The following is a 13912-nucleotide window of genomic DNA, read 5'->3' as shown; positions in this document are numbered from 1 at the left end:
CTTTTACTAAAATATGAAGCCATTCGGGATTATTCGAATGGCTTTTTTTATTATTCCGGTGTAAGCCTGGTTTCTGGTATTAGGGGTTCATCAATTTAAAATAGGCAGCTATGGTCTCATTGTTAGCGGCTGCCCTGTCTGTACTGGTGCCAAAAGTTAATTCTGTTTTACCATCTTTTAATTGTTCAAACACCGATGTTACAAATTCGCTTACTGATGGATATGCATCATGCAAACCTTTACCGCCCAAATCGGTATTTAAAGCTGGTGGAATCATTTCAATAACCTCAATATTAGAATCCTTTAGGCTATGGCGTAATGAGAGTGTAAAAGATCGCATAAAAGCTTTAGTTCCGCAATAAACAGGCACTGTTGATAAAGGTACAAATGCCAATCCGGATGTTACATTAATAATGGTATTTAACGAATTTAGCTGGCAGAACAATTTTGTTAAATGGAGAGGTGCTAAAATATTTGTCGAAATTTCAGCTTCAGCTTTTTCATAAAAATCGTTGTCCTTAAGTTGCATCCAATTCTGGATACCTGCATTATTAACCAATACATTTAAATCGCTATGGTGTTCAGCAATCCAGTTATACAGTTCAATCCGGTCTGCTTCAACAGTCAAATCGCATACTTTGGTAATAACCGAAGGTAGTTTTTCTGCTGCCTCCTTTAAAGCCGCTTCTCTTCTTCCACAGATAATTACGGTATTGTTTTCACTGATAAACCTTTCAGCCAGCCCCAAACCAATCCCGGTTGCACCTCCTGTAATCAGGATTTTATTTTTTGTTAGTTTCATGTTCTTAATCAATTTGATAATACAAAGATGAAGTTATTGAAATGATTTATTATGGTGAGTAGTACAGTTTTTAGCAATGTGGAAATGCTTAATAACCCCAATAGATAAACTTTTTTAATTATTTAAATGCAATTCCCTGGTGATAGATCCTTATTAAAATGAATTCTCTTGCGAGAAAACTTTTACTATATTTGCCCAACAAATGGTCCCGTAGTTCAACGGATAGAATAGAAGTTTCCTAAACTTTAGATATGAGTTCGATTCTCGTCGGGACCACTTCCTAAAATTCAAACCAGAACATTGTCGCGCAAATCATTGATTTTCAAGGCTATGTTTTGGTTTTTATAACACATTAAGACTCTTTTTCGACATACTGAATGGTTAATTTTGGAGCGTCGGAAATTGGCTGTTTTTTCTAAAATACTTTTCGCGAGGGCTGTTACGTTCTCAAATGGAATGCAAAATTTCGGGCAGCTTTTATGGGGCATAAGGTTTGCATAAGATTTTTAAGTTCAGATGCTGATAAAATACATTGATTCAGCATCCGTTCAATTGAATAAATGATGACCAATTACGTCGTCCGAAGGGCGAGAAATGGTTGTTGAGATGGGGCAAGAAAATATGTGTCAGGATGCTTTGGCAATTCCATAGTATTTCTTTCTAAACCAAAAGGCGACATTTACCAGTGCAATGAGCGCAGGTACCTCGACCAGTGGCCCAATTACTCCCACAAATGCCTGACCGGAATTAATGCCAAAAACTCCGATAGCTACTGCTATGGCCAGTTCGAAGTTATTACCTGCTGCAGTAAAGGCAATGGAAGTACTTTGGGCATAATCAGCCCCCATTTTCTTCCCTGCAAAAAAGCTGGCGATAAACATGATGGCAAAATAGATGACCAGCGGAATGGCAATGCGTACTACGTCCATTGGTATCTGCACAATAAGTTCCCCTTTAAGACTGAACATCACCACAATTGTAAAAAGCAGCGCAATCAGGGTTATTGGAGAAATAAACGGTATATACTTCTGCTGGAACCATTGCTCGCCTCTAAACCAGATCAAAACATACCGGCTGATCAGCCCGGCGGCAAAGGGAACACCCAGGTAAAGCCCTACACTTTTTGCAATTTCAATAATGGTAATGTTTACCGATAATCCATCGATACCAAACAGCGGTGGAAGTACTGTAATAAAGAGATAGGCATAAAAACTATAGAGTAACACCTGAAAGATGCTGTTAAGCGCAATCAGACCGGCTGCATATTCCCTGTTGCCTTCTGCCAGTTCATTCCAAACCACCACCATTGCGATACAGCGTGCGAGGCCGATCAGGATCAGGCCGGTCATGTAATCGGGATAGTCCTGTAAAAACACAACCGCCAGTGTAAACATAAGTACAGGACCAATAATCCAGTTTAAGGCCAACGAAGTACCCAGCACCTTCGTGTTGCGGAAAACTTCCCCCATTTTTTCATACCTGACCTTGGCCAGCGGTGGGTACATCATTAGTATTAGTCCGATAGCCAACGGAATATTGGTTGTTCCGCTGGAAAAAGAATTAATAAAACCTGATGATGACGGAAACAAAAAGCCAATAGATACGCCAATAGCCATCGCCAGAAAAATCCATAAAGTCAGGTAACGGTCTAGAAAACCCAGTTTTTTACGTTCCGCCGCAGGGGTACATGTATTTGCAGCCATATTTATTTGATTTGTGAAAAGACGTAGAACATTTCTGTTGCGATCTGCAAACTTCTTTCCTGATATTTTTCGGCCTGCTGTGGTGTATGATCAAATGCTTTCGGGTCATCGAAAGTTATTGGAATACGCTTTTCAGCCCCGGAAATGAAGGGACATCCGCCGTCAGCTTGTGAGCAGGTCATTATTGCCGCGAATCCTCCCGAAGGATTGAAGTGATTATCGTAGGTCTTCGAAAAGCCGATTACAGGATGTTCATTATCGCTATATTTTATCGCATATATGGGGTTATTGCCTTCGGCGATAATTTGAATCTGAAACCCCATTTGCCTCAATATTTCCACAACTACGGGAAACAAGGCCGTTGCCTCTGTTCCTCCAGAATAACAAAATACATTTTTAATCCCATAATAAGTTGCTGCTGTTTGCGCCCAAACTTGCGAGAGATGGCTTCTACGCGAATTATGGGTACAGATCAGATTAAGCCTGATTTCACTTTTTGTGTGGCGTTTGTGTTGAATAAAATCAATCAAGGGCTGTAATATCGCTTTGCGTTCTGATGTGATATTATCAAACTTCATGGTATTCACCACACTTTCTATTGCATGGAAAAGTTTTGCCTCCATCGTTATATCTAAATTAGCAGCACCCTCCACCAGGCGTACATGCTGAACCTGAGGCCAGATTTACCATTTCAATTTTTTGCTTTTTGGCTGGAACGCCACATTTGTCCATTGCAAGGCAAGCGGTTTTTTTTGCCAATAAAAGAAAGTTTTTTCCATCAAATCCAAGGTCATACTTACCAATGGTTTCTGCCTGATATTCCACTTCAATTTCCAGATCTTCCATCCCCAAAATCTCTTCCGAAAGTGAGATAATGTGAAGCAGTTTGCTGGCCTTTAAGCGATGTTCATAATCATCAGCATCCCATAACTGGAAATTAGCTACTTTTTCGTGGCGGACGGTCCCGCCGCAGTCTATAAAATCTTTTGTAATAATCCCGACCTCGGTTACATGGAAATGTTCAGGTACCGGGTTACCGTTTTCCAGTTTGAAATTTACGCCTTCAGCTGCAGCTAAGATTTCTTTTATTTCTGATAATTTCATGATTTGTATATTTATAGTATTATTGCAATTTAACGATTGATATAGTTAAAAAAAGGTTAACAGCAGGTCGTTTCACCTTTATAAGAGGCCAAAAATCCACCAAGTTGTTCCTCTAACAACTTCCATGTTTTGGGGTTGATGCAGTAACAAACGCTTACACCTTCTATGGTGCCCTGAATGATGCCGGCTAGTTTTAATTCTTTAAGGTGCTGGGATATTGTTGCTTGCGCCAGTCCAAGTTCGCCCACCAAATCCCCGCAAATACAGGTGTTTGATATGATAATCCGTTGCAGAATGGCAATCCGGGCCGGATGGGCAATTGCTTTCAATAAAGCAGAAAGCTGGTTCTGCTCATCTGTAAATATTTCTGATTTTGTAAGCCCCATAATTTTATATCGCAATATTACGATGTATAGCTGAAAATGCAAAATAATCATGCATCTTTATTTATTTTTTTACTTAAAATCGTTAGCTAAAAAGTCATTTAACGGTTAATGACATTCTTTGTCAGGTATGCATACTTTTCCCGCTGTTACATTCAATGCGGTCTGCGGGCTTTCTTTCTGCCATTCGGCAAAGGAATTTTCAAGAGTTTGCAGAATATGGTTAGGTTGTTGCGCACCTGCGATGGCGTATTTGCGGTTTAGTACGAAAAAAGGGACGCCTGTAGCGCCTAAACTTTGAGCTTCGTAGCTTTCGCTTTCTACCTTCTGCAGGTACAAAGGATCTGTGAGGGCTGTGTAAACCTCACTTTCTGTTAAACCGATTTCTTTTCCTAACTCAACTAGTGTAGCACTGTTATTTAAATTTTTACCCGCTGTAAAATAGGCAAAAAACAAAATTTCTTCGGCTTTTTCACCTAACCCTTTTGTTTTGGCAAATTGTATGATGCGGTGGCCTTTCATTGAATTGGTAACCAAAGCCTTATCCAGGTTATATTCAAGCCCCACACTTTTTGCGTATTGTATCAGGTCCTGGTGCCTCGTTTTAGATTGCTCATAACTCATGCCTTTCCTGTCGGCTACAAACATATACATATCATCCTGATATTTTGGTGCTTCTGGCATTGCGGGATCAAGCTGAAAGCTTTTCCATTCTACTTCAACGAGGTCTTTATTTGGGAATCGGGCTAAAGCTTTCTCAAAATTCCGTTTTCCGATGTAGCAGAACGGACACATAATATCCGACCATATTTCTATTTTCATTTTATTTTCCATCGTTATATTTTTTGTTTCTGTGGGTTAGTTCTTTTGCATTTCCCGGCCACAGGCGATGAAGAATAGCACGAAAAAACTACAAACAGCACATTATTTTTCATAATTCAGTCTTCGGAAATAATAATAAGACACCGTAAGCAATGCAAACGGAATAAGCGGGGCAACACCCTTTACAAATCCATCCACCATGCCGTGCGCCAGACTTGCAGACAACAAGAGGATTCCGAAGCCCACATAGGCCCATTCCTTTAACATCGTTGGAATAGCCGGAACTAAAATCGTGATCGCTCCCACCATTTTCAGGATATCCAGTTCAAGTGGGAAATAATCTGGAAACTGTAAGTTTTTGGTCGTCTGGATGAGGTATGCTCTCGGTGCGAAATACGATGGCAATATAATTAAGGCCATTGTAAGAATGGTGATGATCCAATAGATGCGTTTTGCCTTTTTATCAGGATTCTGGGAGAACTCGATCTGTTTTGTCATTTTTAATTGATTTAATTTGATTGTTGGAATAGATTTTCTAGTTTGATTTTATATAGGTGTTCCATCTTAAAATGGTTTGGGTTGTTATAGCTTAATATTGATTGAAAACATAGGTTATGCCCGTCATTTTTAAGTTCCTGTTATGGAAACGGCCTTGCCTTGTTGCGAAGCTATATTTGTTTCATTCCATTTTTGTATAACCCCATTTAAATTTTGAACGGCTTTTATTCATACAAAAATACGTACATTAGCTTACATTTTGTAAGCAGTTACCCAAATGTAAGCAGTTACCTTAAAGTAAGCGATATGAAAGAAAAATTTCCTGACAATACCAAAAATGAATGTTTAGCAAGAATGCTGACTGTACGTGACGCGCTTGATGTGATCAGTGGTAAATGGAAAATCCTCATTATTATTTCCATCATGAGCGGCAACAAACGTTTCAGAGAAATAGAAAGGAGCATTCCCAAAATTTCCTCTAAGGTTCTTGCCAAAGAATTGAAAGACCTGGAGGAACATCAGCTGATCAAACGTACTGTTTATGACGAATCGCCTGTATTGGTAGAATATACGGCAACAGACTATGTTTTTACACTAGAAAAGGTAATTGAGGCGCTACATCAGTGGGGATCAAACCACAGAAAAAAAATATTGGAGCAATGAGATGATTGAGCTGCGGATCAAGGGTAATATTCCTGGTCAATTTGTAATCGTTCCCTAGCCTATTATTCCCGTTTTATAAAATATGATCAGGTAGTTTTTGGGTTATAATCACTTTCTTCAGGTGGGGTTAAAACAATATCTGCATAGTCACCTATTCACCTAATGGTGTACCCGTATCAAAATATCTAACTTATCTTCGGTGCTATTAACAATCCAGGGAATTTTATATATCCGATTATATGCTTTCAGATGCTGTCCCTATCAATAGCAATGACCGGTAAAACCATTTAATACATTTCCTATGCAACCTTTTCCATTAACTCCGCGTCTTTAAAATTATATCAATACTTTATAGTTTTACATTAATTATATCTAAACAGAAACTGATGAAAATCCCTGCCTATTTATTAATCATCTTATGCGGTTTACTTTATAACCCCGTTTATAGCCAAAGCAATTCACCTAGCCGTACTACGGTGAAATTAAATAAAGAAGTTTTCACCATACTGAAAAATAAATCTATGTATAGCGACAAATTAGATTGGCGAAGCATACAGGAGGAAAGCGAAATGTTATCGTTAACCGCCAACGATTCTATCAGCAAGCAGGCACTTTACAATTTTTATACAGCGAAGCTAAGGGCAGCCGGCGATAAACACTCATTTTTTATTTCCGGAAAACGGATGAAGCAGATTGCCGAGTCGCCAGTGGCGGAACGGCCACAAGGCGAATATCTGGGAGATGGTATTGCCTGGGTTAAGGTACCAAGGTGTTTGAGTTTTAATGAAGTGAAAGACGCTCATTTTGCAGACACCATCCGTCGGATCATTCAAAAATTAGATACCGAAAACACCATTGCGGGCTGGATTGTAGATCTGCGTCATAATACAGGTGGTAACATGTGGCCTATGCTGGCGGGGCTGAATGCGCTGGTTGCTGATGGTACTGCAGGTTACTTTGTATATGGCAGCAAGGATAAAAAACAGCCCTGGCTAAATGAAAACGGTAAAATTTCGGGTAAGTCAGCCAACATCAGCACTTATAAGGTTAAAAACAACTCACTAAAAATCGCTGTGTTGCTGGATGCCAGAACCGGAAGCAGCGGCGAGATGGCAGTAGTTTCGCTACTCGGACTGCCCAATGTTAAATCTTTTGGGCAAACATCGGCGGGGTATACCACAGCTAATTATACCTTTAATCTTTCCAATGGTGACCAGCTGCAATTGGCCAGAACCTACGTAGCTGACCGAACCGGAAAAGGCTATCCAGAAAACATTAAACCCGATGTTTTTATTGACGACCTTTCTAATACCAGGAATGATCGTGTGATTGACGCCGCTAAAGCATGGTTATTAGAAAAGTAGAGCCAACGCTACAGCCATTTTTGAGAACTGGTAAGCTTTTGGCCGCAACCTATCAAGAATCATCGTCGTTCGTTTTAAGAATGCCTACACTGTACCACGCTCTTAATGCATGGAGATTATGCTTTTTTTACTGTTTCGATGTGAATAACCTCACTTGGCGCTAGTCCGAATTTCTTTTTAAAGGCATGTGAAAAATGGGAAAGACTTTCGAAGCCCAAATCCAGATAGATGGCCGAAGGCTTTTGATGTTTATGTTCAATTAAAAATTTTGCAGTATCCAGCCGTTTTGAGAGCAACCATTGGCGAGGCGGAAGGCAAAAAGCTTTTTGAAAATCACGTTTAAAACCAGCCAGGCTGCGGCCTGTGAGCTGGGCAAATTTTTCTACGGGAACATTAAACTGGAAGTTATTAAGCATGAACTTTTCCAGATTTATTTTATAGGGTTCTGAATAATCAAATAAAAAACTTCGTAATATCGGCATCGCCAGAAGTAATAATTTAACGCCCTCTTTTACTTTCAAGATTCCCATTTCATCAGTCATGGAGGCTCCTGAACTTCTGGCATATGGAACGATGGAATGAAAATAGCCCTGCAAAAATTCATTGGAGGGAATCAGGAGGTTTGGCAGACCTATATATTTTCCACCAGATTCAAGTTTTTCCTCCAATGCAATTTTGCGCATTAAATCTTCCTGTAGTGAGATCACAATCGTTTCGTAGCTGCCTCCGGCGCCAGGTGTTTTGGTTAGCATACCCAATTGATTTTTACCAATCAACAGCATTTCTCCTGCACCCATCGAAATCGTTTGAGCAGAAGTTTCTAATGTAAATTGACCTGAAACCTGCAGTATCAGGGTATGATGATTCCAAAAGCAAGCTTTCTGTTTCCTTTCGGTTGAGAGGTAAGAGTAAAAGATTACACCAGGAAGGATTTCTGCCGGACTTTCCATTTATCGTTCTAAATAGGTACCACCTTTAATGGCCCCTATTGCAAAAGTAGTGTTTAATGCATTCATTTCTTCCGGGGTAAAGCTGATTTCCATTGCTTCGATATTTTCAGGCAAACGCGATCTCCTGCTCATGCTTACCAAAGGCATGATTTGATCCCCCTGCTCTTTTACCCAGGCAATAGCAAGCTGTGTTGGCGTAATCCCTTTTGCAATGGCTAAATGCTTCAGCACCTCCACTTTTTCAAGATTGTGCACCAGGTTTTCCTTTTGGAAACGGGAGAAATGGTTCCGGTAATCGTTATCCGGAAGTGGTGCAGTCATTTCGCCGGTGAGCAAACCCTCTGCTGTATTCGCGAAAGCTACAACAGCAATGCCTAACTCCCTGGCTGCGGGTAACAATTCATTTTCTATCTGCCGTTCAGCTAGAGAATAGCCAATTTCCAGTGCACTTATGGGGTAAACATTATTGGCTTTACGGAGTTGCGCTGCGGTAATTTCAGATACACCAATGTGTTTAACTTTGCCTTCCTTAACCAGGTCGGCTACTGTACCGATAATATCTTCTACAGGTACACTGTTATCCATCCGGCTGGGCTGATAGAGATCAATGGTTTCAATGCCAAGCCGGGTTAGGGAGTAATTAATGAAATTCTTGATTGAATTCGGCCTAAGGTCGAGCCCTAGCCATTGGCCGTTGTGAAAGATGGCCCCAAACTTCACGCTAATAAAAGCGTCATCGCGCCTTCCCCTTATTGCTTTTCCAATCAGCATTTCGTTATGTCCGGCGCCGTAAAAATCGCCGGTATTCAGGAAATTGATACCGAGATCCAAAGCTTGCTTTATCGTAGCCATACTTTCCGCTTCATCAGGTTGCGGTCCTCCCCAAACCGACGACATGCGCATGCAGCCCAGCCCAAGAGCGGATACCAACGGGCCATTCTGGCCTAACTGGATTTTATTGATGTTTTTCATAATTCAAATATCCGTGATCAAACCCTCAATCAAATTGCTTGTACGGCTCAATTAATTTGCTTCTGTAGCTCATCCGTGCTTTATAGCGAATGAGAGATTTACATCACCAGTAGTTATACAATCGCGTTATTCATGATATGTGAATGCCAAATGATTAATATCATATAACCTAATGAGTGGCGGAGATGGATGATCAGGTGTAAATACATCAGCGTTAAGGAAGATAAGGATAAAATTTAAGAGGCGTTTGTCTAGAAATTACCGGCGTTGGTCTAGAAGTTACGGACAATGGTATAATGGCGGGTTTTTGCCTGCAACGTTTGGTGGTAAGCAGCGTCTTAATAACAAAACAATAACAAGCACTTAAAATATTAAAGATATGAAAACCTTAACAAAAACCTTATTCGCAGCAGTATTAACAGCAGTAGTATTCACTTCATCAGCAATGGTAACTTTTGCCGCTGAGCCTGTTAAAGCAGAAACAAAAACGTCCACACTATCAACATTCAACAGGATCTGGGTAAGTGGAAATGTAAAACTTATCCTAACGCAAGGCGAAAAGCAACATGTAGAAGGGGCAAGCAACTACGATGCTGCAAAAACTTCGGTAACCACTGATGGAACAACCTTATTTGTCAATTCAATGGAAACCGGTCAGGTAACACTTAATATCACCGTAAAAGATTTAGAAAGAATTGAAGCTTACGGCCAATCGGTTGTAATAACCAGTAATAACTTTGATGTACAAAACCTTCAGTTGTTTTTGAGCCAAAGTGCTACTGCCAAGATTAAAACTACCGCTGGCAGTTTATACACCATCGTTAAGGAAGATGCGGTATTAAAATTAAATGGTACTGCTGATCAAAGTACCATGATTGCAAGCAATATGAAAAATGTAAAATTAGCAGACTTTGCCAGTCTTAAATCAGAAGCATATGCTTCTGAGGCAATTATGAAAGCAGAGCAAAACGCTATGGTTTTAGCAAAATAGAAAATATCAATCAGATTAGTAAAGCTGCCCTTTGGGGCGGCTTTTTTTGTTTAAAGGGAGGATTCAGGAATATTGCTGTATTATGCGAAATCATACTGACCGCATGTTTAAAAATGGCTATAGGTTGTTCTCAGTTCTACTTCGTAATCTTGTTTTTAGAAGGTGATTATTATTTTGATTACCTGCAACGTTCTGACGTCTTCGGGAGTCTTGTTCCAAATCCTGAACCTTAAAACGAATTGAAAAATGAAACGCGCTATTCTATTCTTGCTCCTTTTCTCAGTAACCACTACATTCGCCCAAAAGAAGCTAAAAGTTGTTAGGGCAACCTCTACAAGTGTTGATATCAAGGATGCATTGCCAGAAGTAGTAATTTAACAACGTTTTTTACTTTTAAGATCCCCATTTCATCCGTCATGGAGGCTCCTGAACTTTTGGCATATGGAACGATGCAATGAAAATAGCCCTGCAAAAATTCATTGGAAGGAATCAGCAGGTTGGGCAAACCGTATACTTCCCGCCAGATTCAAGTTTTTCTTCCAATGCAATTTTTTGCGCATTAAATCTTCCTGCAGTTAAATCATATACCTTAAATGAGTGGCGGAGATGGATGATCAGGTGTAATACATCAGCGTTAAGGAAGATCAGGATAAAATTTAAGAGGCGTTTGTCTAGAAATTACCGGCGTTGGTCTAGAAGTTACGGACAATGGTATAATGGCGGGTTTTTGCCTGCAACGTTTGGTTGTAAGCTGCGTCTTAATAGCAAAACAATAACAAGCACTTAAAATATTAAAGATATGAAAACCTTAACAAAAACCTTATTCGCAGCAGTATTAACAGCAGTAGTATTCACTTCATCAGCAATGGTAACTTTTGCCGCTGAGCCTGTTAAAGCAGAAACAAAAACGTCCACACTATCAACATTCAACAGGATCTGGGTAAGTGGAAATGTAAAACTTATTCTAACCCAAGGTGAAAAGCAACATGTAGAAGGCACAAGCAACTACGATGCTGCAAAAACTTCGGTAACCACTGATGGAACAACCTTATTTGTCAATTCAATGGAAACCGGTCAGGTAACACTTAATATCACCGTAAAAGATTTAGAAAGAATTGAAGCTTACGGCCAATCGGTTGTAATAACCAGTAATAACTTTGATGTACAAAACCTTCAGTTGTTTTTGAGCCAAAGTGCTACTGCCAAGATTAAAACTACAGCTGGCAGTTTATACACCATCGTTAAGGAAGATGCGGTATTAAAATTAAATGGTACTGCTGATCAAAGTACCATGATTGCAAGCAACATGAAAAATGTAAAATTAGCAGACTTTGCCAGTCTTAAATCAGAAGCATATGCTTCTGAGGCGATTATGAAAGCAGAACAAAACGCGATGGTTTTAGCAAAATAAAAAAAATCAATCAGATAATTAAAGCTGCCCTTTTGGGCGGCTTTTTTTGTTTAAGGGGATGGTATTGAGAATATTTCTGTATGATGTGAAACCAACTGATTGTAAATTTTAATTGGCTTTAAGTCTTTTACATCTGCCTTGAACGCAATATGCAGGTGATATAGAAGGGTTAACCTGAGGTGATTGGTTCGAAGGCGCGAAAACGTGCTGGAGTTTCTTAAAATTAAATCAAAATTTTTATCGCCTATAATTTTTTCTTTACGGTTTTCCGTAAGGATTGCCGTTGCCGTGCTTATACTTTTGGTCAACTAAACTATACTCAAAGCACTAAAACGTATAAATTATGAAAACAGGCAATACCTGGAACTTTATTGGGATAATGGGATTATTGGGGCTATTTGCAATTTCAGCTTGTAAAGGTTCCGGAGAATCCCAATCGGAAGATCCCTTCACCGCTACGAATTTTAACCTTTATGATCAGAATTTAGGAAAACGTATCGAAGCATATCATAACGCCAATACTCCAGGGAGTAAGATAGAGAAAGGTACTCCGGCACTTTATATTGATTTCTCCTCCGGAATAAACAAGGCTTTTAGTGATCCTAAAATTAAAAGCATGATGTCGGCCTGCTTCAATACCATCCTGGCACAGCAATTTGAAGTTTATAAATTGGGTTCCAACAAAATTTCATTGCTCAATGTAGCCAACACTACCGAGCTGGGGCAGCAGGTAAGCGACCCAAAACAATACGCTGATATTTGGGCGCCATTGCAATCATCGGTAGAAAAAATTGTGGCCGGTAATGGCGATGCACTGCTGATTACCGATTTCGAAGAGTGGCAAAAAAACGTCGAGGTGACCAATACCGCCTTTCTAAAAATACCATTCTCCAAATGGCTTGAAAAAGGAAATTCCATTCACTTTTTTATTGCCGATTATCAAGAAGGTAAGGTGAATAAACACCTCTATTTCACCATATTCAGTTACGGTCATCCGGATGCAGGGAGTTTGATTTCAAAACTCGAATCAAAACTTTCGCCATCAACAACCCGGTTTGATTTATCAAACAGTACTTATCAGCTATCTACAGCCTATCCTTCAGAAACATCAGGAGGTATTTTTTATGATGAAAGCGCAAAATCAGACAAAGCCAAAAATGTACTCGATTTAAAAGAGGGTTACATTAATGGTCTTAAAAACGGACATAACTTTGAATTTTATCCTCTTGGATTAGATTGGAAAAGCATCGATCAACTGCACAACACTTATGCCGCACAAAACCAGTTTAACGATTTCTTCAGGAAACTTTTTATAGACCTGAGTAATGAAGATAGTTACACTTTTGGAAACTTCGGCGTAAAAGTTTCCGATGTAACGGCTGATTTCGAAAACTTTGCCAAAGCAGACGAAGCTAAAAAACACCAGCCTAAATTAAGCAAAGGCAATAATGGCGAGGCTAAATTTTCTGATCAGGAAAAGGATGCCGTTGCACTGGCCTGTTACAAGGCCGATGGAAAATTAAAAGAACAATGGATTTATAAAGCACAGGCATCAAACCCGATTAATGAGGTTTTTACCCTTAACCAAACCCTTTTTACCAATACCAGGGCGTCCAACCCAAAACACATAGAATTTGGTGTTTCCTTCGACCCTAAATTCAGTATCGCCAACATTCCTGATCCGGATGGTCTGATCAGGGTAGATATTTTATCAAAAACCGCTACACCAAATCTGAAGGGCGCTAAAATGGCGAAGTTCGAATGGATAAACGCAAAAAATACCCCCAATACCGCTTTGTCAGAATCGATCAAAAACACTTTACAGGAACTCAAACCTGTAGATAAGGTAGTGTACACTTACTACATCAAAACTAAACAGTAATCTAAAATCATTAAAATAAATTCTAAAATGGAATCAGCTTCAGCTTACATCATCTCGATCATTACCGCATTGATCTTTCTTCTTTTATCGGCCATCATTGCAAACGCCATTAAATTTGAAGGCGGAAGTAACCCTAAAGATCCGCAGGCACGTAAAACCTGGTTCTGGGTACTGGCCATCCTAAATCCGGCAGTATGTTTTTTGCTGGGCTATTATGCATTTAAGCCTGATGCCAACATCATGGTTGTTAATAATTATGTAACAGCCTTGAGTATTGGTACCGCTATCGGTTTTATGCTTTACATCATCATCGGTTTTGTAATGAGCAAAATATTTGCCACCGGAAAAATCGGGCACTGGTTTTAAC

The 13912-nt window shown here is 39.7% G+C and carries 16 protein-coding genes and 1 tRNA gene; 8 read left to right on the top strand and 9 right to left on the bottom strand.

The genetic code is table 11. The annotated features are described in order from the left end of the window. Positions 1-79: 79 nt before the first annotated feature. Positions 80-802 (bottom strand): SDR family oxidoreductase, encoded by a 723-nt coding sequence (locus tag BM107_RS05875; protein WP_090981225.1) that lies wholly within the window; start codon positions 800-802, stop codon positions 80-82. Positions 803-1006: 204 nt separating this feature from the next. Here BM107_RS05875 and BM107_RS05870 point away from each other — a divergent pair. Next, positions 1007-1078: transfer RNA gene (locus BM107_RS05870), tRNA-Arg, on the top strand. 350 nt (positions 1079-1428) lie between these two features. Here the strand turns inward: BM107_RS05870 and arsB are convergent. The 6 genes from arsB to BM107_RS05840 all read right to left on the bottom strand — a co-directional run bounded on the left by arsB (position 1429) and on the right by BM107_RS05840 (position 5312). After that, positions 1429-2505, bottom strand: coding sequence for an ACR3 family arsenite efflux transporter (gene arsB / locus BM107_RS05865; protein WP_090981223.1), 1077 nt, complete (start codon positions 2503-2505; stop codon positions 1429-1431). A 2-nt stretch (positions 2506-2507) separates the two neighbouring features. Further along, complete coding sequence (locus BM107_RS05860; protein WP_090981221.1) at positions 2508-3128, bottom strand: low molecular weight phosphatase family protein; 621 nt, start codon at positions 3126-3128, stop codon at positions 2508-2510. A gap of 13 nt (positions 3129-3141) precedes the next feature. After that, positions 3142-3609, bottom strand: a complete 468-nt coding sequence (locus BM107_RS05855; RefSeq protein ID WP_090981220.1) for a DUF6428 family protein — start codon at positions 3607-3609, stop codon at positions 3142-3144. 56 nt (positions 3610-3665) lie between these two features. Then, positions 3666-3995 (bottom strand): ArsR/SmtB family transcription factor, encoded by a 330-nt coding sequence (locus BM107_RS05850; RefSeq protein WP_090981219.1) that lies wholly within the window; start codon positions 3993-3995, stop codon positions 3666-3668. A gap of 105 nt (positions 3996-4100) precedes the next feature. Continuing rightward, the gene (locus tag BM107_RS05845; protein WP_208864339.1) at positions 4101-4826 is read right to left on the bottom strand and encodes a DsbA family oxidoreductase; all 726 of its coding nucleotides are present in this window, start codon (positions 4824-4826) and stop codon (positions 4101-4103) included. Between the two features lie 90 nt (positions 4827-4916). Then, a complete protein-coding gene (locus BM107_RS05840) occupies positions 4917-5312 on the bottom strand; it encodes a DoxX family protein (RefSeq protein WP_090981217.1) in 396 nt (131 codons plus the stop codon). A gap of 306 nt (positions 5313-5618) precedes the next feature. Between BM107_RS05840 and BM107_RS05835 the strand changes: the two genes are divergently transcribed. After that, positions 5619-5975, top strand: a complete 357-nt coding sequence (locus BM107_RS05835) for a winged helix-turn-helix transcriptional regulator (protein WP_090981431.1) — start codon at positions 5619-5621, stop codon at positions 5973-5975. A gap of 386 nt (positions 5976-6361) precedes the next feature. Then, on the top strand, positions 6362-7339 hold the full coding sequence (locus BM107_RS05830; RefSeq protein WP_090981215.1) for a S41 family peptidase: 978 nt from the start codon (positions 6362-6364) through the stop codon (positions 7337-7339). 116 nt (positions 7340-7455) lie between these two features. On the opposite strand, the gene BM107_RS05825 is transcribed toward BM107_RS05830, so the two are convergent. Together BM107_RS05825 and BM107_RS05820 are read right to left on the bottom strand one after the other, a co-directional pair. Next, positions 7456-8289, bottom strand: a complete 834-nt coding sequence (locus BM107_RS05825) for a helix-turn-helix domain-containing protein (protein WP_090981213.1) — start codon at positions 8287-8289, stop codon at positions 7456-7458. Then, entirely contained in the window at positions 8290-9261 is a 972-nt protein-coding gene (locus BM107_RS05820) for an aldo/keto reductase (RefSeq protein ID WP_090981211.1), read from the bottom strand. Between the two features lie 379 nt (positions 9262-9640). On the opposite strand from BM107_RS05820, the gene BM107_RS05815 reads away from it, so the two are divergent. The 5 genes from BM107_RS05815 (at position 9641) to BM107_RS05795 (ending at position 13911) form a co-directional block, all read left to right on the top strand. Beyond that, entirely contained in the window at positions 9641-10252 is a 612-nt protein-coding gene (locus tag BM107_RS05815; RefSeq protein WP_090981209.1) for a GIN domain-containing protein, read from the top strand. 246 nt (positions 10253-10498) lie between these two features. Continuing rightward, entirely contained in the window at positions 10499-10630 is a 132-nt protein-coding gene (locus BM107_RS25190) for a hypothetical protein (protein WP_262987379.1), read from the top strand. A 421-nt stretch (positions 10631-11051) separates the two neighbouring features. Beyond that, a complete protein-coding gene (locus tag BM107_RS05810; RefSeq protein WP_090981207.1) occupies positions 11052-11663 on the top strand; it encodes a GIN domain-containing protein in 612 nt (203 codons plus the stop codon). A gap of 343 nt (positions 11664-12006) precedes the next feature. After that, complete coding sequence (locus BM107_RS05800) at positions 12007-13545, top strand: hypothetical protein (RefSeq protein ID WP_139222277.1); 1539 nt, start codon at positions 12007-12009, stop codon at positions 13543-13545. Positions 13546-13572: 27 nt separating this feature from the next. Beyond that, complete coding sequence (locus tag BM107_RS05795) at positions 13573-13911, top strand: hypothetical protein (RefSeq protein ID WP_090981200.1); 339 nt, start codon at positions 13573-13575, stop codon at positions 13909-13911. Position 13912: the final 1 nt, after the last annotated feature.

Source organism: Pedobacter suwonensis, from assembly GCF_900111825.1.
In the GTDB taxonomy this organism is placed as follows: Bacteria; Bacteroidota; Bacteroidia; order Sphingobacteriales; family Sphingobacteriaceae; genus Pedobacter; species Pedobacter suwonensis.
This window is presented reverse-complemented; position numbering and strand designations above follow the sequence as displayed.

What these genes read in the sequence shown, in the direction of transcription:
- BM107_RS05875 (WP_090981225.1), bottom strand. Translation starts at nt 802, where the DNA reads ATGAAACTAACAAAAAATAAAATCCTGATTACAGGAGGTGCAACCGGG.
- BM107_RS05800 (WP_139222277.1), top strand. Translation starts at nt 12,007, where the DNA reads ATGAAAACAGGCAATACCTGGAACTTTATTGGGATAATGGGATTATTG.
- BM107_RS05850 (WP_090981219.1), bottom strand. Translation starts at nt 3,995, where the DNA reads ATGGGGCTTACAAAATCAGAAATATTTACAGATGAGCAGAACCAGCTT.
- BM107_RS05830 (WP_090981215.1), top strand. Translation starts at nt 6,362, where the DNA reads ATGAAAATCCCTGCCTATTTATTAATCATCTTATGCGGTTTACTTTAT.
- BM107_RS05845 (WP_208864339.1), bottom strand. Translation starts at nt 4,826, where the DNA reads ATGGAAAATAAAATGAAAATAGAAATATGGTCGGATATTATGTGTCCG.
- BM107_RS05860 (WP_090981221.1), bottom strand. Translation starts at nt 3,128, where the DNA reads ATGGAGGCAAAACTTTTCCATGCAATAGAAAGTGTGGTGAATACCATG.
- BM107_RS05825 (WP_090981213.1), bottom strand. Translation starts at nt 8,289, where the DNA reads ATGGAAAGTCCGGCAGAAATCCTTCCTGGTGTAATCTTTTACTCTTAC.
- BM107_RS05810 (WP_090981207.1), top strand. Translation starts at nt 11,052, where the DNA reads ATGAAAACCTTAACAAAAACCTTATTCGCAGCAGTATTAACAGCAGTA.
- BM107_RS05815 (WP_090981209.1), top strand. Translation starts at nt 9,641, where the DNA reads ATGAAAACCTTAACAAAAACCTTATTCGCAGCAGTATTAACAGCAGTA.
- BM107_RS05840 (WP_090981217.1), bottom strand. Translation starts at nt 5,312, where the DNA reads ATGACAAAACAGATCGAGTTCTCCCAGAATCCTGATAAAAAGGCAAAA.
- BM107_RS05820 (WP_090981211.1), bottom strand. Translation starts at nt 9,261, where the DNA reads ATGAAAAACATCAATAAAATCCAGTTAGGCCAGAATGGCCCGTTGGTA.
- arsB (WP_090981223.1), bottom strand. Translation starts at nt 2,505, where the DNA reads ATGGCTGCAAATACATGTACCCCTGCGGCGGAACGTAAAAAACTGGGT.
- BM107_RS05855 (WP_090981220.1), bottom strand. Translation starts at nt 3,609, where the DNA reads ATGAAATTATCAGAAATAAAAGAAATCTTAGCTGCAGCTGAAGGCGTA.
- BM107_RS05835 (WP_090981431.1), top strand. Translation starts at nt 5,619, where the DNA reads ATGAAAGAAAAATTTCCTGACAATACCAAAAATGAATGTTTAGCAAGA.
- BM107_RS25190 (WP_262987379.1), top strand. Translation starts at nt 10,499, where the DNA reads ATGAAACGCGCTATTCTATTCTTGCTCCTTTTCTCAGTAACCACTACA.
- BM107_RS05795 (WP_090981200.1), top strand. Translation starts at nt 13,573, where the DNA reads ATGGAATCAGCTTCAGCTTACATCATCTCGATCATTACCGCATTGATC.